At 52.2% G+C, this 22,169-nt stretch carries 23 protein-coding genes and 2 pseudogenes; 13 read left to right on the top strand and 12 right to left on the bottom strand.

The features are described from left to right. Window positions 1–24 precede the first annotated feature (24 nt). The 4 genes from AB8W27_RS18005 to AB8W27_RS18020 form a co-directional block, all read right to left on the bottom strand. On the bottom strand, window positions 25–1,224 hold the full coding sequence (locus AB8W27_RS18005; protein ID WP_041923147.1) for an arabinogalactan endo-beta-1,4-galactanase: 1,200 nt from the start codon (window positions 1,222–1,224) through the stop codon (window positions 25–27). A 4-nt stretch (window positions 1,225–1,228) separates the two neighbouring features. After that, window positions 1,229–2,080 (bottom strand): sugar ABC transporter permease, encoded by an 852-nt coding sequence (locus AB8W27_RS18010; RefSeq protein ID WP_007767065.1) that lies wholly within the window; start codon window positions 2,078–2,080, stop codon window positions 1,229–1,231. 9 nt (window positions 2,081–2,089) lie between these two features. Continuing rightward, on the bottom strand, window positions 2,090–3,373 hold the full coding sequence (locus tag AB8W27_RS18015) for a carbohydrate ABC transporter permease (protein ID WP_012815145.1): 1,284 nt from the start codon (window positions 3,371–3,373) through the stop codon (window positions 2,090–2,092). A gap of 109 nt (window positions 3,374–3,482) precedes the next feature. Further along, the gene (locus tag AB8W27_RS18020; RefSeq protein WP_041923145.1) at window positions 3,483–4,706 is read right to left on the bottom strand and encodes an extracellular solute-binding protein; all 1,224 of its coding nucleotides are present in this window, start codon (window positions 4,704–4,706) and stop codon (window positions 3,483–3,485) included. Between the two features lie 360 nt (window positions 4,707–5,066). On the opposite strand from AB8W27_RS18020, the gene AB8W27_RS18025 reads away from it, so the two are divergent. After that, window positions 5,067–6,176 (top strand): ABC transporter ATP-binding protein, encoded by a 1,110-nt coding sequence (locus AB8W27_RS18025; protein WP_041923144.1) that lies wholly within the window; start codon window positions 5,067–5,069, stop codon window positions 6,174–6,176. Between the two features lie 137 nt (window positions 6,177–6,313). After that, window positions 6,314–6,670, top strand: a complete 357-nt coding sequence (symE, locus tag AB8W27_RS18030; RefSeq protein ID WP_012815142.1) for an endoribonuclease SymE — start codon at window positions 6,314–6,316, stop codon at window positions 6,668–6,670. Window positions 6,671–6,705: 35 nt separating this feature from the next. On the opposite strand, the gene AB8W27_RS18035 is transcribed toward symE, so the two are convergent. After that, complete coding sequence (locus tag AB8W27_RS18035; protein ID WP_007767046.1) at window positions 6,706–6,870, bottom strand: DUF1127 domain-containing protein; 165 nt, start codon at window positions 6,868–6,870, stop codon at window positions 6,706–6,708. A 176-nt stretch (window positions 6,871–7,046) separates the two neighbouring features. On the opposite strand from AB8W27_RS18035, the gene AB8W27_RS18040 reads away from it, so the two are divergent. After that, on the top strand, window positions 7,047–8,465 hold the full coding sequence (locus tag AB8W27_RS18040) for a PLP-dependent aminotransferase family protein (RefSeq protein ID WP_041923143.1): 1,419 nt from the start codon (window positions 7,047–7,049) through the stop codon (window positions 8,463–8,465). Between the two features lie 53 nt (window positions 8,466–8,518). Continuing rightward, the gene (locus tag AB8W27_RS18045; RefSeq protein ID WP_041923142.1) at window positions 8,519–9,784 is read left to right on the top strand and encodes a DUF445 domain-containing protein; all 1,266 of its coding nucleotides are present in this window, start codon (window positions 8,519–8,521) and stop codon (window positions 9,782–9,784) included. A 7-nt stretch (window positions 9,785–9,791) separates the two neighbouring features. On the opposite strand, the gene AB8W27_RS18050 is transcribed toward AB8W27_RS18045, so the two are convergent. Further along, window positions 9,792–10,286: a DUF2569 domain-containing protein gene (locus AB8W27_RS18050; RefSeq protein ID WP_012815139.1), complete on the bottom strand. Its 495-nt coding sequence runs from the start codon at window positions 10,284–10,286 to the stop codon at window positions 9,792–9,794. 628 nt (window positions 10,287–10,914) lie between these two features. Here AB8W27_RS18050 and AB8W27_RS18055 point away from each other — a divergent pair. The 4 genes from AB8W27_RS18055 (at window position 10,915) to AB8W27_RS18070 (ending at window position 13,768) form a co-directional block, all read left to right on the top strand. Next, window positions 10,915–11,949, top strand: coding sequence for a hypothetical protein (locus AB8W27_RS18055; protein ID WP_041923141.1), 1,035 nt, complete (start codon window positions 10,915–10,917; stop codon window positions 11,947–11,949). After that, the gene (locus AB8W27_RS18060) at window positions 11,946–12,206 is read left to right on the top strand and encodes a hypothetical protein (RefSeq protein ID WP_012815137.1); all 261 of its coding nucleotides are present in this window, start codon (window positions 11,946–11,948) and stop codon (window positions 12,204–12,206) included. The genes AB8W27_RS18055 and AB8W27_RS18060 overlap by 4 nt, the downstream gene beginning before the upstream one ends. Continuing rightward, a complete protein-coding gene (locus AB8W27_RS18065) occupies window positions 12,187–12,456 on the top strand; it encodes a hypothetical protein (RefSeq protein ID WP_012815136.1) in 270 nt (89 codons plus the stop codon). The genes AB8W27_RS18060 and AB8W27_RS18065 overlap by 20 nt, the downstream gene beginning before the upstream one ends. A 208-nt stretch (window positions 12,457–12,664) precedes the next feature. Next, complete coding sequence (locus AB8W27_RS18070; protein ID WP_012815135.1) at window positions 12,665–13,768, top strand: glycerol dehydrogenase; 1,104 nt, start codon at window positions 12,665–12,667, stop codon at window positions 13,766–13,768. A 71-nt stretch (window positions 13,769–13,839) separates the two neighbouring features. Here the strand turns inward: AB8W27_RS18070 and AB8W27_RS18075 are convergent, their stop codons facing one another. The 6 genes and pseudogenes from AB8W27_RS18075 to AB8W27_RS18100 form a co-directional block, all read right to left on the bottom strand. Beyond that, the gene (locus AB8W27_RS18075; RefSeq protein WP_012815134.1) at window positions 13,840–14,220 is read right to left on the bottom strand and encodes a putative T6SS immunity periplasmic lipoprotein; all 381 of its coding nucleotides are present in this window, start codon (window positions 14,218–14,220) and stop codon (window positions 13,840–13,842) included. 194 nt (window positions 14,221–14,414) lie between these two features. Then, a pseudogene (locus AB8W27_RS18080) lies at window positions 14,415–14,740 on the bottom strand (DUF1493 family protein). Then, window positions 14,734–14,931, bottom strand: a pseudogene (locus tag AB8W27_RS18085) (STM2901 family protein); the annotation flags it as partial. The pseudogenes AB8W27_RS18085 and AB8W27_RS18080, both read right to left, overlap by 7 nt. Window positions 14,932–14,997: 66 nt before the next feature. After that, complete coding sequence (locus tag AB8W27_RS18090; protein ID WP_282913952.1) at window positions 14,998–15,405, bottom strand: putative T6SS immunity periplasmic lipoprotein; 408 nt, start codon at window positions 15,403–15,405, stop codon at window positions 14,998–15,000. Window position 15,406: 1 nt separating this feature from the next. Beyond that, window positions 15,407–15,943 (bottom strand): hypothetical protein, encoded by a 537-nt coding sequence (locus AB8W27_RS18095; protein ID WP_012815130.1) that lies wholly within the window; start codon window positions 15,941–15,943, stop codon window positions 15,407–15,409. Between the two features lie 217 nt (window positions 15,944–16,160). Further along, window positions 16,161–16,472, bottom strand: coding sequence for a helix-turn-helix domain-containing protein (locus tag AB8W27_RS18100; RefSeq protein ID WP_012815129.1), 312 nt, complete (start codon window positions 16,470–16,472; stop codon window positions 16,161–16,163). 208 nt (window positions 16,473–16,680) lie between these two features. Here AB8W27_RS18100 and AB8W27_RS18105 point away from each other — a divergent pair, with 208 nt between their 5' ends. The 5 genes from AB8W27_RS18105 to dndE all read left to right on the top strand — a co-directional run bounded on the left by AB8W27_RS18105 (window position 16,681) and on the right by dndE (window position 22,137). Beyond that, the gene (locus AB8W27_RS18105; protein WP_071820261.1) at window positions 16,681–16,932 is read left to right on the top strand and encodes a helix-turn-helix transcriptional regulator; all 252 of its coding nucleotides are present in this window, start codon (window positions 16,681–16,683) and stop codon (window positions 16,930–16,932) included. A gap of 133 nt (window positions 16,933–17,065) precedes the next feature. Next, the gene (dndB, locus tag AB8W27_RS18110; protein WP_012815127.1) at window positions 17,066–18,151 is read left to right on the top strand and encodes a DNA sulfur modification protein DndB; all 1,086 of its coding nucleotides are present in this window, start codon (window positions 17,066–17,068) and stop codon (window positions 18,149–18,151) included. Continuing rightward, entirely contained in the window at window positions 18,148–19,782 is a 1,635-nt protein-coding gene (gene dndC, locus AB8W27_RS18115; protein WP_012815126.1) for a DNA phosphorothioation system sulfurtransferase DndC, read from the top strand. Before dndB ends, dndC begins: the two co-directional genes overlap by 4 nt. Beyond that, on the top strand, window positions 19,772–21,781 hold the full coding sequence (dndD, locus tag AB8W27_RS18120; protein ID WP_041924106.1) for a DNA sulfur modification protein DndD: 2,010 nt from the start codon (window positions 19,772–19,774) through the stop codon (window positions 21,779–21,781). The genes dndC and dndD overlap by 11 nt, the downstream gene beginning before the upstream one ends. Next, window positions 21,781–22,137, top strand: coding sequence for a DNA sulfur modification protein DndE (gene dndE / locus AB8W27_RS18125; RefSeq protein WP_012815124.1), 357 nt, complete (start codon window positions 21,781–21,783; stop codon window positions 22,135–22,137). The genes dndD and dndE overlap by 1 nt, the downstream gene beginning before the upstream one ends. Window positions 22,138–22,169: the final 32 nt, after the last annotated feature.

A 22,169-nucleotide genomic window follows, 5' to 3' on the forward strand; every position in this document is an offset into this window, starting at 1 on the left:
AGGGTATAAATGGAATAAAAGGGATTAATTAAAGACTTTTACCGATGGCAGCACGTTGCCGTGGCAATCGAAAAACGCCTGGTTTTCGCGGGCGTTGCCGGTTTTCCATTCGTCATGGATATATTTCATGCCCGCAGGCGTCGCCCAGGTGTTCCCCGGTACGGCAATCCAGGCCGGCTCCCAGTAGAAAATGCCTTTGCCGCGATGGTTTTCGACGTTCGCCACGCTCTGCATCAGGTCATGCACGTAGTCGTACTGGCCCTGCACCGTCGCCGGGTAGCCGCCGTCTTTTTCCTCTTTCTGCTGGAAGCTGTTTTCGGCGTTATCGCAGTTCTCCAGCGTATACGCATAGGCGGCTTCCACCACAATCACATCTTTGTTGTAGCGCTGGCTGATGTCGTCCATGTTGGCTTTGAGCGCGCTGATGGGGCCGTTCCAGTAGGTGTACATGGAAAGCCCAATCACATCGAACGGCACCTGGCGCTTAGTGATTTCATCGAACCACCAACGGAAAGTGTCGTTTTTGGTGCCTTCGGCCAGATGCAGCATGATTTTCACCTGCTCGCCCTGGGTCAGGTTCTCCCGCAGGCCGCTGATGGCGGCGTTCAGCAGGCCCGCGAGACGGTCAAACTCGCCGCCGCCCTGCCCCCAGCTTTTGCCTTCCGGCCACAGAATGCCGCCGTTAATTTCATTGCCGATCTGCACCATATCCGGCAGGACGCCCGCCTTTTTGAACTCAGCGATGGTGTCGCGGGTGTAGTCGTGGATCGTGGTTTTGAGCTGCTCGTAATTCTGGTTTTCCCAGGCCTTTGGCTTGAACTGCTTGCCAGGATCGGTCCAGAAATCGCTGTAGTGGAAATCGAGCAACAGGCGCATCCCCTGCGCTTTGACGCGTTTTGCCAGCGCAAGCGTGGTGGCGAGATCGTTGGTGCCGCCGCCATAAGGCGCGCCCGCGCTGTCTTTCGGGTCGACCCACAGGCGCAGGCGCACGTAGTTCACGCCGTTGTCGCGCAGAATGGTCAGCGCGTCCTGGGGTTTATGTTGGGCGTCGTAGAATGTCGCGCCCTGGCGTTCCAGCTCCGGCAGCGTGGAGATATCCGCGCCTTTGATAAAATCCGCCGGGAGGTTAAGCGGCTTCGGCGTTATCTGCGTCATATCGGCGGCGAAAGCGGAAAAACAGCAGGCCAGCGAGACAGCAAGCAGTGCGGGTTTACACAGTTTCATCAGATTATCCTTTGGTACTGCCGGAGGTCAGACCGGAGACGAAGTATTTTTGTAAGGCCAGATAGAGAATGGCGACCGGCACCGCAATCAACACCGCGCCCGCGGCGTAGGTGGTGTAGCTCGCGCCCATCTTCTGCGCGACCAGGTTATAGAGCCCGATCGGCAGCGTGTATTTATCCGGCGTGCGCAGAATGGTGCTGGAGAGAATGAAATCCCCGAGCGGCCCGGTAAAAGAGAACAGCGCCACCACCGCCACAATCGGTTTAGAGAGCGGCATGATGATTTCAATGAAAATCCGGAAGTTGCTGGCGCCATCCATGCGCGCGGATTCGTCGAGATCTTTCGGGATAGCGTCCAGATAACCTTTCATCAGGTAGGTGTTCATCGGGATCATCCCGGCGACGTAAATCAGCACCAGCGCCAGGTGGCTGTTAATCAGCCCGAGCAGTTGCGAGAGCACGAAAATGGCAATCAGCGCGGAAAACTGCGGGATCATCTGCAACAGCAGAAACAGCATCAGCCCGTTCTGGCGGCCCTTAAAGCGAAAGCGCGAGAACGCATAGGCGGTGAAGCTGACGCTGATTAACGTCAGCACCATCGTCATAAAGCTGATTTTCATCGAGTTCCAGTACCAGGTGACGTAATTCACCTGACCGTTGAAGAGATCGGCGTAGTGCTGGAACGAGAGATTTTCCGGGATTATCGAGCTGCTAAGCAGGCTATTGCCCGCGTTCAGCGACGCGCCCACCGTCCAGATCAGCGGATAGATAATGACTGCGCTAACCGTCAGGATCACCAGCCACGAGAGCGAGAGCCGCAGCCACTTTTCCTGTTTCATGCTTTGTCGTTTGGCCATGATGTCTCCTTATGCCGTCTCGTCATTTTTGAACGACTTCGTGGCGCGGAACTGCCACAGCGCCAGCCCCACCACAAATATGGAGAGCAGGATGGTTATCGTCGCGGCGATGGCGTACTGGGACGAAGACATCGTCAGCTTGTAGATCCACGAGACCAGAATATCGGTGCCGCCCGCGTTGGAGCCGGCCACCGCAGGCCCGCCGTTGTTAAACAGGTAGATGATGTTGAAGTTGTTAAAGTTGAACGTGTATTGCGTGATGATGATGGGCGCAATCGCGTAAAGCACCAGCGGCAGCGTAATGGTGCGCAGACGCGTCCAGGTGCTGGCGCCGTCCATTTTCGCAGCCTCATACAAATCGTCCGGGATCGCCTGGAGCACGCCGGTGGTCATGGCGAACACAAACGGGAAGCCGAGCCACGTCTGCATCATGATAAGCGCCGTTTTGGTCCAGAATGGATCGGTCATCCAGGGCTTCGGCGCGATGTTGAAAAAGGCCAGGATCGCGTTGTTAATCACCCCGAAGCTGTCGTTAAACATCCCGGCGAACACCAGAATGGTGACAAAGCCCGGCACCGCCCACGGCAGAATGAAAATGGTGCGGATAAGCGGCTTAAAGCGCACATCTTTCTGGTTCACCAGAATCGCCAGCAGTACGCCCACGGTGCACTGGAACGTAGTGGCGAGCAGCGTCCAGACCACCGTCCACTGCAAGACGTCAAAGAACGTCGAGCGCCAGATGGAGAGCGTGAAAATATTGACGAAATTCTTAAGCCCCACCCAGTCCACCAGCTTCGCGGGCGGCGTGTGGTACAGGTTGTAGTTGGTAAACGCGATGGCGAAACCAAAGAGGATTGGGAACACCACCAGGAACACCAGCAGAATAAAGCCGGGCGCAATCATCAGATACGGAAAGCCGTCCGAGAGCAGCAGCTGGTACTGTTTGCGCACGCTATTAAGCGTCAGCCCTTCGTCGCGGCGCTTGCCGTTCACCCAGGCGTCGCGCAGCGAGAAGTAATAAACCGTCAGTCCAAAGCCCACCACCAACAGGCTCAGAATGCCTTCCGCCAGCAGGAAAATGGAGTTGTCGCGCGGCACCTCTTCACCGAGCGTATAGAGCCCCCACAGCCCCACACGCAGGAAGTCGTGAAACACCCCAAGAAAGCTTGCCAGCAGCACCAGAAAGGTGACGCCTTTTAGCCACTGACGGTTATAAAACTGGCCCACGCCCGGCAACAGAGCGCAGAACAGCGCGCACCAGGCGTGTCGGCCCGCCCCTCGGGCTACGGGCATCTTTTCGCTGGGACTGATAATCACACACGGCTCCTTCTGAAAACGGGAGGCGCCCCTCCCGCTTTTAACGGTTCATCCGGCGACGCCCGCAGACGCCGCCGGGTACGGCTTACTGATTACTGGCCTGCATCGCTTCAATCTGCATGGTTATCTGTTTCACCGCGTTATCGAGCGCGGTTTTCGGCTCCTGCTTGCCGGTGACGCTCAGCTCAAGCGCCGCGTTGGCGGGCGCCCACACTTCGCCCATTTCAGGAATGCCCGGCATCGCGCTGGCGCGCGCCGCCTGTACCGCCACAGCACTCGCTTTCTGATCGCCCTTAATCACCGGATCGTCCATCAGCGCCACCAGCGGCGGGATCTCGCGCGTCGCGATATAGCGCGTTTTCACATACTGCGGCTGGTTGATGAACTCGATAAACTGCTGCGCCAGGGCTTTGTCTTTACTCCAGGTGGAGACCACGTAGCCTTTCACGCCGAGAAACGAGCTCATCGGTTTGCCGTCCGGCAGCGTCGGCAGCGGGGCCACGCCGTAGTTAATGCCTGCGGCTTCGTAAGGCTGGAACGCCCACGGGCCGTTAATCACCGCCGCCGCTTTCTTCTCGGTAAACAGCGAATCGATAGCGTTCAGGCCGTTATCGCCGATGATCCCCGCCGGAAAGACGCCGTCGGCATAGAATTTTTTCAGGAAGGTGACGGCTTCCACCGCGCCGGGCTTGTTCAGGCCCACATCCAGCGGGTTAAAGCCGCCTTTGTCGTTTTTCCCGAAGATGTAGCCGCCCATCGGGCCGATGGCGCCCCAGCTGTAGTAAATCTGATCGAACTTGGCGAGCAGGCCGTACTGATCTTTCGCACGCTGCGCTTTAGAGAAGTCATACCAGGCCTGGAGGCTGTCGAACGGCTTTTCCACCAGATCTTTGTTGTAGATAAGCACCAGCGTTTCGACGGCTTTCGGCACGCCGTACTGGGCGTTATCCATGCGGAACGCCGCAACGGAAGACGGCGTAAACGCGTCGGTCTGCTTTTTATCAAGCGTCAGCGGCGTTAACAGCCCCTGCACCACCGCGCCGCCCAGCTGATCGTTTGGGATCACCAGCACATCCGGACCGATCCCCGCCGGGCCGTCGAGACGCAGTTTTTCGAGCTGCTGGGCGAACGGCATCTCCTGCATGTTCACTTTCACGTCGTACTGCTTTTCAAATGCCGCCACGGCATCCTTAATTCCGGCGGATTTTTTAATGTCTTCCCACACGTTAAGCTGTCGGGTCGCCGCGCTGGCGCCGGCGCTGACCATCAGAGCGGAGAGAACCAGGGCGGTAAGGATGTTCTTTTTCATTATCAACCTCATGTGAAGGTATAACAATTACGTTGTTTTTATTGAGTGCTTCACTTCTGCTTTAAAGCCAAATCGCTGTAACCACGCAGCCTGTAAAAGCCCACCCAGCGAATTTTCATTTTGTTATACGCTACGCTGACAACCCTGATAACTCTACAAAAAACTGTGCGTTGTGTGATCGTCGTTACAGAAATGAAAACCGGCGATAGGGGGCGAAATCCGGGGAAGTTATAGTCATGACACTGATTTCAAGCCGTTGCGCATCACTTCGCTGAATTGTTACACGTAATACAAAAAAGACGTTCAGCATCCATCAGAAACGCCAGCGGCCAACACGGCTTACACTTTCGAGGAACCCTGATGTCCAGCATAAGACTGAGGAATGTCACCAAACGGTTCGGGAAAACCGAAACCCTGCACAATATCAATCTCGATATTGCCGACGGCGAATTTGCGGTGTTCGTCGGGCCGTCCGGCTGCGGAAAGTCCACGCTGCTGCGCATGATCGCGGGCCTTGAAGAGGTGAGCGACGGCGAGGTGCTGATTGGCGATGAGGTGATGAACGACGTGGCGCCCTCGCACCGCGGCGTGGCGATGGTCTTTCAGTCCTACGCGCTCTATCCGCACATGACGGTGGCGGAGAACATGGGCTACGGGCTGAAGGTCAATAAAGTGCCGAAAGATCAGATTCGTCATCAGGTGGAGATGGTGGCGAAAACCCTGCAACTCTCGCACCTGCTGGATCGCAAACCCAAACAGCTCTCCGGCGGCCAGCGCCAGCGCGTGGCGATTGGCCGCGCGATTGTGCGTAACCCGCAGGTTTTTATGTTCGACGAACCGCTCTCCAACCTTGACGCCGAACTGCGCGTCGAGATGCGTCTGCATATCGCGAGGCTCCATCAGGAGCTGAAAACCACGATGGTGTATGTCACCCACGATCAGATTGAGGCGATGACGCTCGCCGATAAAATCGTGGTGATGAACTACGGCAAAGTGGAGCAGATGGGCTCGCCGATGGCGCTTTACTACAATCCGGTTAATAAATTCGTGGCCGGGTTTATCGGCTCGCCGAAGATGAATTTCCTGCCTGCCACTGTGGCGTGCTGGGAAGACGGCGCGCTGGACGTCACGCTCTCGCAGGGTAAAACGCTGCGGCTGGCCATTCACACCGCGCCGCTGAAGCCCGGCGATGCGGTGACGCTGGGCATTCGCCCGGAACATCTCTCCACCGGCGCGCAGACGGAAGTCTCATTAACCTTTAACTGCGAAGTGGTGGAACGCCTTGGCAACAACACCTATCTGTTTGGCCAGTGTTACGGGCATGACAATATGAAGATTTTGCTGCCGGGCGACGTGCATTTCAGTCCGTGGCAGGCGGTGGAAGTGGGCTTTCGCCCGCGCGACTGTATGGTGTTTGACGCCGACGGCCTGCGCATCAGCGCCGACACCGACGTGCCGCACGCGCATTAATGTTCTCCTGCGTCGGCCTTAGCAGGCCGACGATTTTCCCGCCGCTTTTCGGATTTCACAAAGGTTCCCTCCTTTAATTACTGTATATAATACCAGTGTTTTGCAGGCCAGCTTTGCTGCCCCTTTAAGGAGGAACTATGTCGACGTTATCCGTGCTCCCTGAAGCATTACCTGAAGTGCATCCCGCGCCTGCCGCGCTCACCGAGCCACGCCGCATCCGCGTGAGCTACGCCAGCCGCTTTCATGACGGCGTCAATCTGGCCGCGCTGACGCTTCGCGGCAGATGGCTGGAGGAAGCCGGTTTCCCTACCGGCACCGATGCGGATGTGCGGGTGATGCCCGGCTGTATTGTCATCACGGCGCGCGCGCCGGAGCCGGAAGATCCGCCGCTGCTGAAATCTCTGCGTCGCGTTTGCAAACTGTCGGTGCGCAAGCAACAGCAGGTGCAGGAGTTTATCGAGGTGATCGCTGGCAAGCGTAAAAAGAAAGTGTGAATGCGCGCGGGCAACATGCCGCCCGCGCCGGAAGCTCAATACGTATCGTCGCGTCGCAGCCCGACATCGCGCAGCTGCGCCTCGTTCATTCTGCTGAACACTTTTCGGGTCTGCGCGCGCAGCCGCCAGGCTTTCCAGGCGCGCCAGATCAGTATGAAGCCAATAAACGGTCTGCGGGGTCGGTTCTCGTGAAATTCCATCGTCGCTCTCCTGTGTCAGGCTGAGCCTTATGATGGCCGGGATCGCCCGTAACAATACAGATTCACAAAATGTCTTTGTTAACCATACAGAAGCGCGACATAAGCGGCTGAAAGGCGTATTGTGCCGTTATCTGTACCGGTTTGATGATCTGTATTGTATCAAGGGAGCATACAGCATGACGCGTTATCAGCACCTCGCCTGTCTGCTGGCGGAGCGAATCGAACAGGGCCTGTACCGCCACGGTGAAAAACTGCCGTCGGTGCGCAGCCTGAGCCAGGAGCACGGCGTCAGCATCAGCACCGTACAGCAGGCGTATCTGGTGCTGGAGAATCAGCAGCTCATCGTGCCGCGCCCGCGCTCAGGGTATTTTGTCGCGCCGCGCAAAATGCAGCCGCCGGTGCCTGCGATGACGCGCCCGGTACAGCGCCCGGTTGAGGTGACTCAGTGGGATGAAGTGATGACGCTCCTTGACGGGCGCGGCGATAAAAGCCTGACGACGTTTGGCGGCGGCGCGCCGGATATCACCCACCCGACGCTTAAACCGCTCTGGCGCGAGATGAGCCGTGTGGTGCAACACAATCAGCTGGACGTCTTTAGCTATGACGATCTGGCGGGCCGCCCGGAACTGCGCCAGCAGATAGCCCGCCTGATGCTGGATGGCGGCGCGAACATCAGCGCTGACGAACTTATCATCACCAGCGGCTGTCACAACGCGCTCTCAGTGGCCCTGCTGGCCGTCTGCAAGCCCGGCGATATCGTCGCCGTGGAATCGCCCTGCTACTACGGCACCATGCAGTTGCTGCGAAGCCTTGATATCAAAGCCATTGAGATCCCGACCGATTCGCAGACCGGCATCAGCGTCGAAGCGCTTGAGCTGGCGCTGGAACAGTGGCCGATTAAAGGCGTGATCCTGGTGCCGAACTGCAATAACCCGCTCGGCTTTATCATGCCTGATGCGCGCAAACGCGCGGTGCTGGCGCTGGCCCAGCGCCACGACATCATCATTTTTGAAGACGATATCTACGGCGAGCTGGCGACCGACTACCCGCGCCCCCGCACCATTAAATCCTGGGATATCGACGGGCGCGTCATCCTGTGCAGCTCGGTGACGAAAACCCTCGCTCCCGGCCTGCGGGTGGGCTGGATAGCGCCGGGGCGTTACCACGGGCGCGTGCTGCAGATGAAATACGCCGCCAGCGGCACCAACGTGCCCGCCACGCAGCTCGCGGTAGCGGCATTCATCCGCGACGGCCACTATCACCGTCACCTGCGCCGGATGCGCCAGCACTATCAGCGCCAGATGGAAACCTACACCTGCTGGGTGCGTGAATATTTCCCGTGCGGCATCTGCGTCACGCGCCCTAAAGGCGGGTTTATGCTCTGGATAGAACTGCCGGAGAGCGTCGATATCGTCTGCGTGGCGCGCCAGCTGACGCGCCTGAAAATCCGTGTCGCCCCCGGCTCGCTCTTTTCCGCCTCGGGCAAATACCGCAACTGCCTGCGCATCAACTGCGCGCTGCCTGCCACTGAGCATCACCGCGAGGCGCTGCAACAGATTGGCGAGGCGCTGCATCACGCGATGGAAGAGAGCTGAGACTACGGAGTTATCCCCTGTCGCAACCGCCGCATGGGTTATATGCTTAACGCATGGAAAAATTAGCTGAATTAAAGCGCGCCAAGCGTCTGGCGCTCGGCCTGCTGCTGACGGCGGCGGCGACCTTTGTCACTACCCTGTTTTTGCCGCCCGGTTTCTGGGTGAGCGGCGTTAAGGCTATCGCGGAAGCCGCGATGGTGGGCGCGCTGGCGGACTGGTTCGCCGTGGTGGCGCTGTTTCGCCGTGTGCCTATCCCTTTTATCTCACGCCACACCGCGATTATTCCCCGTAAAAAAGACCGCATCGGCGAGAACCTCGGGCAGTTTGTGCAGGAGAAATTCCTTGATACCGACTCGCTGGTCGCGCTGATCCGTCGCCACGAACCGGCGCAGTTGCTCGGCCAGTGGCTCAGCCAGCCTGCCAACGCGCAGCGCGTGGGCCAGAACCTGGTGCAGGTGATGAGCGGTTTTCTGGAACTCACCGACGACAGCCGCATTCAGGGGTTATTAAAGCGCGCGGTGCATAAGGCGATTGATAAAGTCGATCTTACCCAGACCAGCGCGCTGATGCTGGAGAGCATGACCAAAAACAACCGTCATCAGGTGTTGCTGGATGCGCTTATCGGCAAGCTGATTCGCCTGGTGCAGAAGCAGAGCACGCGCGACTTCATCGCCCGCCAGATTGTCCACTGGCTGAAGACCGAGCACCCGCGTAAAGCGAAAATTCTGCCTACCGAGTGGCTCGGCGAACACAGCGCCGAGCTGGTCTCCAGCGCCGTCAATTCCATGCTCGACGACATCAGCCACGACCAGGGGCATCAGTTGCGCCTGGCCTTTGATCGCATCACCGTGGATTTCATCGAGAAGCTGAAAAGCGACCCGGAGATGGCCGAGCGCGCCGATGGCATTAAGGCGTACCTGAAAGAGGACGAGGCGTTTAACCGCTACCTGGCGGAGCTGTGGGGCGACGTGCGCGGCTGGCTGAAGAACGACATGCAGGCGGAAGATTCCCGCACCCGTCAGCGCATCGCCGATGCCGGGCAGTGGTTCGGCGAATCGCTGATGGCCGACAGCGCCCTGCGCGCCTCGTTTAACGAACATCTTGAACAGGCGGCCACCACCGTCGCGCCGGAGTTCGCTACATTCCTGACGCGCCATATCAGCGACACGGTAAAAAGCTGGGACGCGCGCGAGATGTCGCAGCAGATTGAGCTCAACATCGGCAAAGACTTACAGTTTATCCGCATCAACGGCACGCTGGTCGGCGGCACCATCGGGCTGGTGCTGTATCTGTTGTCGCAGATACCTCACCTGCTCTGAGCCGTGATTACCGTACGAACACCTGCGCGATGCGCGGGGACTTTAAAAAGTACGGAAGCCAGCACGTGACGCCGATAAACGCCGACAGGACGCTGCGAATGCTGCTGTTGTCCCAGCTCGCGCCAAACAGGCTCACCGGCAGCACAGCGAACCACAACGCACTTACCACCCCCGCCAGATAGTAGATAACCATCGCGCGGGGCGTGTGCCGCTTACGCTGGAAGAAATGCCAGCTTGCATACGCGGTAATACTGATAAGCGCCACTAACAGCACCACCGCGCCTGCGGCATACCACGTAATAATGCCCGAGCGGCTGAAGTACGCACTTATCGCACTGACCAGATCAAAAAACTCTACCGGCAAAAAGATCAGGCTAAATATAAGCCCGGCGGCTGGCAAGTACAGTAACCCGTTAATTTTACTGGCTTCCGTTTTTTCGCAAGCGTGACATAACCCCGACTCTTTGTTCGGCTCGTTTTCATTGCACTGGATGCACTTCATTTTCTTTCCCTGTTAATTTCACTTAAATTAAAAAATGGTCAGACGCAAACGCTCAGCATAACGTAAGAAGAGCCTATGGCGAAGAGGATTCATGGGAGGAACGATTAATAGTCAGGCATCACGCAGCCATTATTTTTATTGTTAAGTAATAAGCATCGGAGAAAGGATTGAGTAGACACTCTGTTCCAGTTCTCGCTCATGTTACAGATACTTCAGTCGACAATTTCAATTTCAATTTCAGAAAAAGAATTAGTCGACATAGTAATTAACTGCATATAGCCATGCATTGCTTGAAATCCACAGTATATTATATTCAATATAATCAACCAATTAAGCAATCAAGTCTCTTTTAATTAAACACGTTAATGAAGCGTCTATTACAAAGATAAATCCCAACCTTAAGCACTCGATATCGCCGTTATGTCGACACTTTTAATTTTCAATGATAGCAATCCAGGCGTATTATTTTTTCATCCACTAAGAACCTGTTACAGAGTAGACCATTATCACTTAAACCTATTATTTAACAAATAATGCTCAACCATGCGGGATGATCATTAAGAATAAAAAGTCGATCACATATTTAACTATTTAATTAAAACCCCACGGTGGTGCTAAAAGGGATATTATGCTTCATCGCTATCAGGCAACTTCTGCCGATAATGTTCGCTACGGGGATATCTGCCATATCCTGCATCCGGATTCAGCTGTACATAAGCTTGCCTTTACTGCACAGCCGAACCGGTTAATCAGGGCATGGGAGCTGCCTATAGGCTATAGCCAGTTCGTCAATCTGTGTCGCCAGTTTCATTACCAATATCCATGGATGGCATATCGGGATGTGCTGGAAGATATCAAATCCGGTAAAGTCATTTTGCTGAGACAAAGTCTCCTCGAAAATACTATTACCGGCGTTCTTACCGCCTCCGGAAACCTGCGGCATGACCTCCCTTTGTTGCTGCAATCCCGGCTCAGTTACCTGATATCGCATCAGTTAAAAGGCATAACATCTGCAGTTCCCGTACAGCATGCTCAGACCACAAAAACGATCAACAGTAAAGGTGCAGGCCGACTTTTGGCCGCAGGTGGTATTTATAACGGTAATAGCGAAGGGTTTAGGAAGGCAGCAGAAGATCTCGGCGGCGAGGCTCTCGACGGTTATAACCAGATCATGACTAACAGAGGGTTACTCATTGCTGGGGCGTCTGTTACCGTCGGATTATCACTGGGAAGGATGAGATTCACTGAATTAGAGGAGCTTGAGCATTTTGGTGCCAGAGGCGTTTCGTCAGACAGACAATTTGAGCCTGAACTGGCTGGCGGGCCGATTGAAAATCTGACAACGGATGGCGTGGAAATCACTCATGAAGGAATTAAAATTGTGGAAAAGCATTTGTCCCGATTCGAATACGATCCGGCGAATGACGTAATGGTCAGCAGGCTAAAAAATATTGTTGAAGAAAATATTTTTCCTGAAAAGGTAGATTTAAACTATTACACTCATGAATGTAGGGAATATGAGCGTTACTGCAATCTGGGATGGGAAACAGGTGAACCGGAAGGTGTTGCAGGTTATGATCTATGGAACAATGCCCATACGGCAACGCTTGAGGATTTCCGAATCAAAGATAGTGATTTATTCCATCCGGACGCGCTGAAATGAAAGTAACCAATACGGAACTTAATGTCCTGAGAGTCATGGCTGAAAAAGAAACTGACTGGACGTGGATAATGCTGGATCGCACCCTTGCCATTCGTGGCATTGAAGGGTTTGGCAATGTTGCGAACATCGTTACCGGCCTCGTGGATAATGGAATGGTTGACGCTGTGTATACCGAGAACGCCCTGAAGCCTCGTTATCGCGTATCACCACAAGGTCACCAGTTATTAAAGGAAAACAATGATAATCAACGAGGCTGAATTCAATATTCTGACGCTTTTAGCGTCAAGAGACGATGTGAAGTGGACCTGGTATAATCTCGATCGCGCCATGTCACAGCGAAAAATGGAGGGAGTGGGCAATGTTGCCAGGCTTGTAAGGAATTTATACGAGGCCGGATTAGTCAACATAACGCCCTCAATGCCTGCGGGCATGGATCATTATCAGATTTCAGCGCAAGGCATGAAATATCTGCAAGCCCTTCGTCAGAAAAGCTCAGCGCAAAAATAATTATGTATTCTGACGGATGACGACAATACCGTTTAATAAAAATGATTTAACGCGTTGACTCGCCTGCCCGCAGGCATGACGCAATCGCGCCTCCTTTAGATATAGCGCAACAAATGCGCACGCCCCCGGCGGTAGAGTCAGAGACTGAGAAGTCTGAGCAAGACAAGGAAACACAGCAGGTTAACTCACTCTCTGAAGGAGGAATGTTATGGATCGCATTATTCAGTCACCCGGTAAATACATTCAGGGCGCAGGCGTGCTCTCCCGCATCGGCGACTATTTAAAACCGCTGGCCGAACGCTGGCTGATCGTCGGGGATAAATTCGTGCTCGGGTTTGCAGAAGAGACGCTGCGTCAGAGTTTTAAACAGGCGGAGCTTAGCGTCGAAATCGCACCGTTTGGCGGCGAGTGCTCGCAAAATGAAATCGACCGGCTGCGTAAACTCGCCGACAGCGCCAGCTGTACCGCTGTGCTGGGCATCGGCGGCGGTAAAACGCTCGATACCGCAAAAGCGCTGGCGCACTTTATGGCGGTGCCGGTCGCTATCGCGCCGACCATCGCCTCCACCGACGCGCCGTGCAGCGCGCTTTCGGTGATTTATACCGACGACGGCGAGTTCGATCGCTACCTGATGCTGCCGCATAACCCGAATATCGTTGTCGTCGACACGCAGGTTGTGGCGGGCGCCCCGGCGCGCCTGCTGGCGTCCGGCATTGGCGATGCGCTGGCCACCTGGTTTGAAGCGCGCGCCTGCTCGCGTAGCGGCGCGACCACCATGGCGGGCGGCAAATGCACCCAGGCCGCGCTGGCGCTTGCCGAGCTGTGCTACAACACGCTGCTTGAGCAGGGAGAAAAAGCGATGCTGGCGGCCGAACAGCACGTCGTCACCCCGGCGCTTGAGCGCATTATCGAAGCCAACACGTACCTGAGCGGCGTGGGCTTTGAGAGCGGCGGCCTGGCAGCAGCCCATGCTATCCACAACGGGCTTACCGCCATTCCGGACGCGCATCATTACTATCATGGCGAGAAAGTCGCCTTCGGCACGCTCACCCAGCTGGTGCTGGAAAATGCGCCGTCAGAAGAGATAGAAACGGTTGCCGCGCTTTGCCACAGCGTCGGGCTGCCGATTACGCTCGCGCAACTCGATATTAAAGAAGATGTGCAAACCAAAATGCGTCTGGTGGCGCAGGCGGCGTGCGCAGAGGGCGAAACCATTCACAACATGCCGGGTGGCGTGTCGCCGGAGCAGGTATATGCCGCGCTGCTGGTCGCCGACCAGTACGGCCAGCGCTTTTTGGAGGAGTGGGAATAAGCGTGGCGAGTGGTTGTGTTTTGAAGCGTATTGATTAAAGAAATCCCCGCTGCGGCGGGGATTTTTATGCATTACTTCTGCTGGTTGTTTTTATCGGTATTCGCAGAACGATTATCCGGAAACACGAATGCAGCGTGAATAAGCTTCCGGAAGTCGTATTCTTTATTATTCAGGCCATAATACAGCGTGTAGTTTTTGTTCGCTTTAAAGTGATATTCAAAAAGAGGCAAGCACTGGTTACCCGCCGGATGAACCGGCTTATCGTTAAATACGTCATAGACGAAATCATTCTGTTCGCTACCAATCTGGACAGACGTAATATAGTCGCCTGGCGTCACCGGGTAGGTAATGCAAACATTGTTGCCAGAAAACGTCACTTGCGCAGGCACCTTATCCTGCAGGCGATCGCCAGGGCCGGGGCATCCTGCCACCAGGAAAAGCGGAAATAACATTACACTTTTTCTTATCACTTAATCTCTTCCCGTTACGATTTTGCGATACAACAGCGGTATGTCACGCAGGTTGTCTTTTCCGCAATACATGCCCTGACGGTTTGGCGCGTTAAAGCTTATCCATATATTGATTCTTTCTGAGGCCTACATCTCTGAAAAGCCCTGACCAATACAACGAAAAACAGCTTCAGGATTTAGTCATATAACCAGCGGCCAGCTCTGGCAGAGGCGATCAACATCCCAATAGTGAAATCCGGCACCGGTATGGGTTCCGGTTTTTTAAAGATATTCCAGGAAAAAGGCGAATCAGGAAAATAAGTTTTAATCGTAAATCCGGCGCGATCAACGTTAAATGTCGTAAAAAAGGCATCCATCAAATCTTCTATTTCAGCCTCGTCTATTTGCAGATCGGTATCTAAATCCGTTTCCGGCGTCAACGGGGCTTCCTTCCCGTGAAGAGATATGTACCAGCGTAAGGCCGAATGAGTTCGTAAATCTGCTTTTCGAGGTTGTCTACCATATTTTGTCATCTCCTCTCGCGATAGCGTTGTAATCGCGTATCGTACAGAAAATAATTTGTGAGACATCTGCCGACAAAATAATAACACCGAGCAAAGGAATAGTCCGGCCAATAAAAGGCGCGATATTGCGAACCATCACCCGGTGCGCTGTCCATGGTGAATAACCGCCTGGCCATGTTTTTAATCTGACTGGCTACCCTGAATATATAGTGGTGCGAAGAGAAAATCACAGCGGTAAGAGACTCTCAACAGTTAATCAGTTATTTCGACCATATGGTGTCAACCTCAAACTACCCTTCTCATCCTGCTCCAGTGAGAATCTTACAACATACGTCTTGCCCGGCTCAGTAGTGTTCTTTTCTATTTGATAAAAAGCCGCATACCTGTTGCCAGGCTTAAACTCAAAGCCAAAGGCGGGAAGGCACTTCCCCTGGACGACGACAGGTTGCTGCGCATAACGACCGAAAGTTTTATATATCTCCTGCCCGATACCGTTGCTTATATGTACAGAAAATATCTTTTCACCCGTGCTGGCTGGAGTGGTAATACATACCTGATTGCTGACCAGTCTGACCTGTGCAGCTTCCTCAAAAGGGATAGGATCCATCGGACCCGGGCAGCCAGTTAACAGAAACACCATTGCAAGTAACGTATATTTATTCATCCTACACTCGTCCATAAATAATTTTTCTATAAAGCATTGGAACATCTTTTAAAGAGTCTACTCCCCTGTAATTCCCTAATAGATTGGGTCCTTGATTATCACGCCATACCTTTATTCCGTAGGTTAATAAAAACCAATAATCTGCGATAATTGCTGCCTGCTGTTCGAGGGTATAGTCTGTAATTTTCTCTTTATCAAGTCTGTACGTATAATCAGCAGCCCAGCTGAGCGACCCGCGCAATCTAACCCACCTGCCGGTCTGGTGCTGCCAGACATGTCCCATCTCATGAATAAATAAGTGCTTAGAGCCTGGAGTAACCGATGTGTCTGAGTAATCGGCTGCATATTTCTCTTTTCTGAACCACAATTCACCATTTGGCGTCATTGCAAACCTGGTACTCTGCAACCCAAAAGGTAAATAACTATCACAATGTATCCATACCCGGCTATACACAATACTGTGACCAAACACACGCTTCGCCATCGCAATTTCACCAAGCGTCATCAGCCGTAATGACCCTTCAACATCGTTTTGCATCGTCTTGCCCCTGAAACGCAAATATGATTTTGCATTTAGTATTTACCAGACAAGAGAAGCAAGAAACGGGTGAGCGATTAGTTGATTCAGTAAAAGAACTATTATAAAAACTCGCAACCCCTTATTAGTCAAATAAAAATTATATTGATTAGATTAAATCTGAAGTTTTTATTTTCAGATAATTAATTAAGGGTTGCGTTAATTTAAATGAAAAATATTATTTAATATGACTCAGGATGGCATTTTTAACGTCTTGATCCAACTGCTTCCAGCGGAGCAACAACTCTGCAAGCTCATCGTCTTCAGTGTAAAAGTAAGCCAGTGGAACCGCTAAAGCGTCCGCCAGTTTGCGTGCGATTTCGATACTTGCCTGATGAACGCCCTTTTCGTAGCGGTTGATACGCGCACTCGCGACGAACTCATCTATCCCGGCCAGGATGCCAAGCTTCTTCTGAGAAAGGCCCTTCGCTTCACGCGCCGTTTTCAGGCGTTTGCAAAAGACAGTTGGGGTATTAGTGGTTTCGCTCATAACTACGATAGTCGTAGTTTTAGAGTCATCGCGATACTACGATAAACGTAGCAAGACGCCGTGTTCGCGCTTCGTAACGGTTGCAGAGAACATTGTGCTCGATCGCAAAGCTACGAATTACGTAGTTTTGGCCGTTTAAAATCAACTACGAATAACGTAGCATCACTTTATAACGTAATCATTCATACAAACTCGTCAGGAGGGAATCATGACGACAGACTGGCATCCGGCAGACATCATTGCGGCCCTACGTAAAAAAGGCACTTCACTCACGGCGCTTTCACGCGCTTCAGGGCTGGGTTCTTCGACGCTCGCCAATGCGCTTACCCGCCCCTGGCCTAAAGGTGAATATTTAATCGCTGAAGCGCTAGGCGTTCACCCTTCCGTCATCTGGCCGAGCAGGTATTGTAAAGATGGTGTAATGGTTGAGCGGAGTGAGTTGATACGGCGTCGGGAGTGACAATGCACTAGTCAAATGTGAAATATTGGAATCTTGTACGCAATTTTTTACGTTAAAAAAGCTGTTAATCCTTCTACTTGTTACGTAAAATATCACGTAATTTCACTGATTAAATTTTTATACGGATCAAAGCATGGCTAGTGTTGATGCAGATTATTGCTACTCTTTTCCAGCTATACGTGGCATTCAGGCAGGCCGCCCTTTCTATATTGCCACATGCCCGATGCGTATCATTCCAAAGATCTTTAGCTTTGATGAAAATGACGTACCTCCTGAACTGCGCGCGCAGCGCATACTGAATAAATCTCGTATCCCTGAAATGGTGCGGTACCTTCTGGAAAATCCAAAAGATTATGTGTTCTCTGCGCTTACAGCCTCTATTGCTGTAGACGTCCAGTTTGATGAGTTCCCCGGCTCGAATAATCTGGGAACATTATGTGTACCAATGGATGCGCAAATTCTGATTAATGACGGTCAACATCGCCGTAAAGCAATTGAAGATGCTTTAGATGCTCGTCCAGAGCTGGGACAGGATAATATTCCAGTGTTGTTTTTTGTGGATGAAGGCTTAAAGCGTAGTCAACAGATGTTCGCCGACCTGAACAAATACGCCATTCGTCCCAGCCCTTCGCTGGCGTCGTTATACGATCATCGTGATGCCAGTTCAAATCTGGCGCGTTATCTGGCGATGTCTGTTGAGCCTTTCGTTGGGATGACGGAGCTGGAAAAATCAGGTATCAGTCAGCGGTCAAATAAATTATTTACGCTAAGCAGCATCAAACAAGCTACCCGTGCGTTGTTGGGCAAAGATCCTAAAGAGGGCAATTTTGAAGAATGTACCCAAGTAGCAACACGTTACTGGCAAGCTATTTATCAAGTAATGCCGGACTGGCAGTTAGCAGCGAAAAAGGAAGTTTCACCGGTTCAGCTACGGCAGGACTATGTCCATGCTCATGGCATCGGTTTGCAGGCGCTCGGACAACTGGGATATACCCTGCTTACGGATTATCCTGAGCAATGGCCGGACAAAATCGCTGAGCTCAAAACCTTTAACTGGCGTAGAAACAACCCAGAACTGATCAAACGTGCGATGCAGCACGGTAAGCTGAGTAAAACCAGTACAGCGATCCAGCTCACCTGCAATGCGTTAAAAATCGCACTCTCCCTTCCTCTCACTCCTGAAGAACAGGAGCTCGAAGCTCAAGTGGTTGTCTCATGAGTAAATTAGTGCAGGCCTACGATTTGGCCGAATACGAAGATTTTATTAATCAGGAGCAGTTCGCTGGACGCCCTCTGGCCGAATATGTTGCTGAGGTTCAAAGAATTTATTGTGCGGATAAGCGTCCATGGGTAATTGGCTATAGCGGCGGGAAAGATTCTTCCGCCGTGATCACGCTGGTGTATCTGGCCCTGCTCGGCCTGCCCCCGGAAATGCGCAGCAAAGATGTTTTTGTGGTGTCATCCGATACGCTGGTGGAAACGCCAGTGGTAGTAGATTTAATTAAAAAAACAATGTTGCAGATTGAAGCAGGCGCAAAGCGTAATGGCCTGCCGATCACTCAACATGCGGTAACGCCTAAAACTAATGAAACCTTCTGGGTCAATTTACTGGGGAAAGGTTATCCGGCTCCAACCCGGAGTTTCCGTTGGTGTACCGAGCGTATGAAAATCAATCCGGTGAGCGACTTTATTAAAGATAAGGTTAGCCAGTTCGATGAAGTGATTGTTGTCCTCGGCTCACGTAGTAGCGAGAGTGCCTCCCGTGCGCAGGTCATCGCAAAGCACAAAATTGATGGCTCACGCCTGGCCCGGCATACCACGCTGGCAAATGCGTTTATCTATACCCCTATTGATACTTGGGATGTAGAAGATGTCTGGAAACTGCTGCGCGGCGCGTTCCGCTATGCTCCTGAAGATATCGACGAATGGGAAAGCCCGTGGGGCGGAAACAACCGTCCTCTGTGGACGCTGTATATGGACTCTTCCGCACAGGGTGAGTGTCCCCTGGTGATCGACGAAAGTACCCCCTCTTGCGGGAACTCTCGCTTTGGCTGCTGGACCTGTACCGTAGTCACCAAAGATAAAGCGATGGAAAGTCTCATCAAAAATGGCGAAGAGTGGATGTCGCCATTGCTGAAATATCGTGATCTGCTGGCGTTCACCACCGATCCGGTGAATAAAGACACCTATCGCAACTATAAACGCCGCACCGGTAAGGTGAGCTATCAGTACGCTAAAGACGGCGAAGATCGCAGTGCTGAGCGTAAGCATGTTCCTGGCCCCTACTGGCTCAAATACCGCCAGCAGTGGTTAAAAGACTTACTGGAAATTGAGCGTGATTTAAACGCCCAGGGCCACACGATTACGTTAATTACCCAGCCGGAGCTGCACGCTATCCGTCAGGAGTGGTTGAAAGATCCTAACGAGCCAGACTGGCACGACACATTGCCGGGGATTTACCGTGAGGTATATCAGCAGGATCTGAATTGGGTGGTTGACGATCAGTCGCGCTTTGATGCCAGCGATGCTGATTTGCTGGCGCAGATAACGCAAGGGTTCGACGTAGTACCTGAAATGGTGATGAAACTGATTGAGCTGGAAACCTCGATGGAAGGATTAAGTCGTCGTCAGGGGATTTTTGACAAGCTCGGCACAATTTTGAAGCAGGACTGGGGCAGTCTGGAAGAGATCCAGCAGCAACAAGCATCGCTGCAAAAACGCAACGATCGGGATATTCATCAGGACGAGGTGGATAAGCTAGAAGCTGAACTCCAGACTTTACAGCGCAGAATTATCGATGCGGGCGAATCGTCTGTGCTTATCGATGAGGAAAATGAACGTGCTCATTAAGCAACTAGTATTACATAATTTTCGCGTATTTTGCGGCACACACACCATCGATCTGGCTCCCAGAAAGCGTCCGCATGAAGTAAACCCTCGCCCGATTGTTCTATTTGGTGGTTTAAATGGTGCAGGGAAAACATCTATTTTGTCGGCAATTCGACTGGCACTGTATGGACGTTTAGCGTTTGGCTCGGCAATGCAGCAGCAGGAGTATGTTGAACAACTCGGAGCCCTGGTGCACAACGGGACGTATACAGCAGAGCGTCCGGATGAAGCTGCTGTAGAACTGACCTTTACCTACAACCAAAACGGTCATGAGACTGAATTCACCGTCACGCGTAGCTGGAAGAAAGGAAAGAAAGATCGTCTCTCTTTGCAGCAGGATGGACAACCGCGTAGTGAACTCAGTTATGATCAGTGCCAAGGGTTTTTGAATGAATTAATTCCTCACGGTGTGGCCGATCTTTTCTTTTTTGATGGAGAGAAGATCGCTGAGCTGGCGGAAGATGAATCCGGCAATATTCTGCGTACAGCAGTGCGTCGTTTGTTAGGACTGGATCTGATCGCCAGACTGCAAAATGACCTGATGATTTTTGTCAAACGCCAGCAAAACGCGCAGTTAGGTGGCTCCCAGCAACAGCAGGTTGAAGCGCTTGAGACAAAGATTAAAACGCTTGCCGGTCAGGCAGAGAAATTGCTGGAAGAGGCCGATTTCGTCAATTCGCGGATTGAATTTTTATCCCAGGACATTATTCGCCATGAGGGATTGTTAAATGCGCAGGGCGGCGCATTTGCCCAGACCAAAGCACATGAAAAACAGAAAGTTGAAACGCTGTTAAAAGAAAAAGAACGTCTGGAAAAAGCGTTACGACAGGAATGCGATGGATCGTTGCCCTATGCGTTAGCGCCTGATACGTTGTCGCGATTGCTGGAAAAAATTGCCAACGAAGCGCAGATCAAGCAGGCGAAAAATTTTGAGACGGAGTTAAATCAATTTTTAACTCAACTCAAAAATGATATCGCGTTCCGTTCCAGTAGTGAGAGCAGTACCAGAGCCATTGCTACCGAAGCGATTACCAATAATTTGGACGCATATATGGCAGCCAAACCAAAAGGTGATTTGCTGTTTGATATTTCTGAACGTGAAGCCGGTATGCTCCAGCAGTCCATTGAGCAAGACAGCAAAAAAGCATGGCAGCGTTTTGATATGTACCGCCAACAATTAGCGGATATTGAACAACAACTGGAGCAGGCCGCTGCTAATATTGCCCGTGCCCCGGAAGACGAGCAATTAATGGATCTCTTTGCAGCATTACGCGAGCTCGACCATAAGCGTGAAAAACAGCGGCAAAAATACCGCTCACTGCTGGAAGAGGCTAAACGGACGAAACAGCAGCAACTGGACTGCGTTCGTCAGGTACAGAAAGCACATGACATCACCCGTAGCCAACATGGTTTGAGCAGCGCATTTAAAAATGCGCAGGAAACCATTAACCTGCTTGATTACTACAGCGATGTACTAACGCAGGCACGAGTGAAAAAATTATCTGCTAACTTTGAAATTGCCTACCACAAGCTGGCTCGTAAAGAGGATTTACAGCTTAATGCGCACATAAATCCACAGACATTTGATGTTGAACTGGTGGATGAAAAGGGTTCTGTGATTAATCGCAAGCTGCTTTCTGCGGGTGAAAAACAAATTTATGCGATTGCCATTCTTGAGGCGTTGGCAAAAACCTCTGGGCGTGATTTCCCGGTGATTATTGATACGCCGTTAGGGCGTCTGGATTCTCAGCACCGGGATAAGTTGATTAATCATTATTTCCCGGAGGCCAGCCATCAGGTTGTGCTGCTATCAACCGATACTGAAGTGGATGAGCGTTATTTCGTCGATCGACTACGTGATGATATTTCTCATGCTTACGAGATTGTATTTAATGCACATACCAAATCATCTGCGCTGAAACCCGGTTATTTCTGGGAACTAACTAAGGAGGCTGTCTAATGCTCCCAAATCGAATGGTGCTTAGCCGTCAGACTGAAGACCAGCTCAAGAAGTTAAAGGGATATACTGGAATTACGCCCAATGTCGCGGCTCGACTGGCATTTTTCCGCTCGGTTGAGAGTGAGTTTCGCTATTCGCCTGAACGGGATAGTAAGAAGCTGGATGGTTCGCTAGTGCTGGATAAAATTACGTGGCTTGGGGAAACATTGCAAGCTACGGAATTAGTGCTGAAGATGCTTTATCCACAGATGGAACAGAAGATGCTGATTAAGGCTTGGGCTGCACATGTCGAAGATGGAATTGCTCCCCTCAGAAATCATAAAAGTATAATGAGTTTTGTAAAATCAATATGTTAATTTAATAAAGACCAATCCACCTTCAAATATGA

The sequence above is a fragment of the Cronobacter turicensis genome, assembly GCF_041222865.1.
GTDB lineage: Bacteria > Pseudomonadota > Gammaproteobacteria > Enterobacterales > Enterobacteriaceae > Cronobacter > Cronobacter turicensis.

What these genes read in the sequence shown, in the direction of transcription:
- AB8W27_RS18095 (WP_012815130.1), bottom strand. Translation starts at nt 15,943, where the DNA reads ATGCAAAACGATGTTGAAGGGTCATTACGGCTGATGACGCTTGGTGAA.
- dndE (WP_012815124.1), top strand. Translation starts at nt 21,781, where the DNA reads ATGCTCCCAAATCGAATGGTGCTTAGCCGTCAGACTGAAGACCAGCTC.
- symE (WP_012815142.1), top strand. Translation starts at nt 6,314, where the DNA reads ATGTCGACGTTATCCGTGCTCCCTGAAGCATTACCTGAAGTGCATCCC.
- AB8W27_RS18055 (WP_041923141.1), top strand. Translation starts at nt 10,915, where the DNA reads ATGCTTCATCGCTATCAGGCAACTTCTGCCGATAATGTTCGCTACGGG.
- AB8W27_RS18015 (WP_012815145.1), bottom strand. Translation starts at nt 3,373, where the DNA reads ATGCCCGTAGCCCGAGGGGCGGGCCGACACGCCTGGTGCGCGCTGTTC.
- AB8W27_RS18020 (WP_041923145.1), bottom strand. Translation starts at nt 4,706, where the DNA reads ATGAAAAAGAACATCCTTACCGCCCTGGTTCTCTCCGCTCTGATGGTC.
- dndC (WP_012815126.1), top strand. Translation starts at nt 18,148, where the DNA reads ATGAGTAAATTAGTGCAGGCCTACGATTTGGCCGAATACGAAGATTTT.
- AB8W27_RS18045 (WP_041923142.1), top strand. Translation starts at nt 8,519, where the DNA reads ATGGAAAAATTAGCTGAATTAAAGCGCGCCAAGCGTCTGGCGCTCGGC.
- AB8W27_RS18025 (WP_041923144.1), top strand. Translation starts at nt 5,067, where the DNA reads ATGTCCAGCATAAGACTGAGGAATGTCACCAAACGGTTCGGGAAAACC.
- AB8W27_RS18105 (WP_071820261.1), top strand. Translation starts at nt 16,681, where the DNA reads ATGACGACAGACTGGCATCCGGCAGACATCATTGCGGCCCTACGTAAA.
- AB8W27_RS18070 (WP_012815135.1), top strand. Translation starts at nt 12,665, where the DNA reads ATGGATCGCATTATTCAGTCACCCGGTAAATACATTCAGGGCGCAGGC.
- AB8W27_RS18090 (WP_282913952.1), bottom strand. Translation starts at nt 15,405, where the DNA reads ATGAATAAATATACGTTACTTGCAATGGTGTTTCTGTTAACTGGCTGC.
- AB8W27_RS18060 (WP_012815137.1), top strand. Translation starts at nt 11,946, where the DNA reads ATGAAAGTAACCAATACGGAACTTAATGTCCTGAGAGTCATGGCTGAA.
- AB8W27_RS18075 (WP_012815134.1), bottom strand. Translation starts at nt 14,220, where the DNA reads ATGTTATTTCCGCTTTTCCTGGTGGCAGGATGCCCCGGCCCTGGCGAT.
- dndB (WP_012815127.1), top strand. Translation starts at nt 17,066, where the DNA reads ATGGCTAGTGTTGATGCAGATTATTGCTACTCTTTTCCAGCTATACGT.
- AB8W27_RS18065 (WP_012815136.1), top strand. Translation starts at nt 12,187, where the DNA reads ATGATAATCAACGAGGCTGAATTCAATATTCTGACGCTTTTAGCGTCA.
- AB8W27_RS18040 (WP_041923143.1), top strand. Translation starts at nt 7,047, where the DNA reads ATGACGCGTTATCAGCACCTCGCCTGTCTGCTGGCGGAGCGAATCGAA.
- AB8W27_RS18050 (WP_012815139.1), bottom strand. Translation starts at nt 10,286, where the DNA reads ATGAAGTGCATCCAGTGCAATGAAAACGAGCCGAACAAAGAGTCGGGG.
- AB8W27_RS18035 (WP_007767046.1), bottom strand. Translation starts at nt 6,870, where the DNA reads ATGGAATTTCACGAGAACCGACCCCGCAGACCGTTTATTGGCTTCATA.
- AB8W27_RS18100 (WP_012815129.1), bottom strand. Translation starts at nt 16,472, where the DNA reads ATGAGCGAAACCACTAATACCCCAACTGTCTTTTGCAAACGCCTGAAA.
- AB8W27_RS18005 (WP_041923147.1), bottom strand. Translation starts at nt 1,224, where the DNA reads ATGAAACTGTGTAAACCCGCACTGCTTGCTGTCTCGCTGGCCTGCTGT.
- AB8W27_RS18010 (WP_007767065.1), bottom strand. Translation starts at nt 2,080, where the DNA reads ATGGCCAAACGACAAAGCATGAAACAGGAAAAGTGGCTGCGGCTCTCG.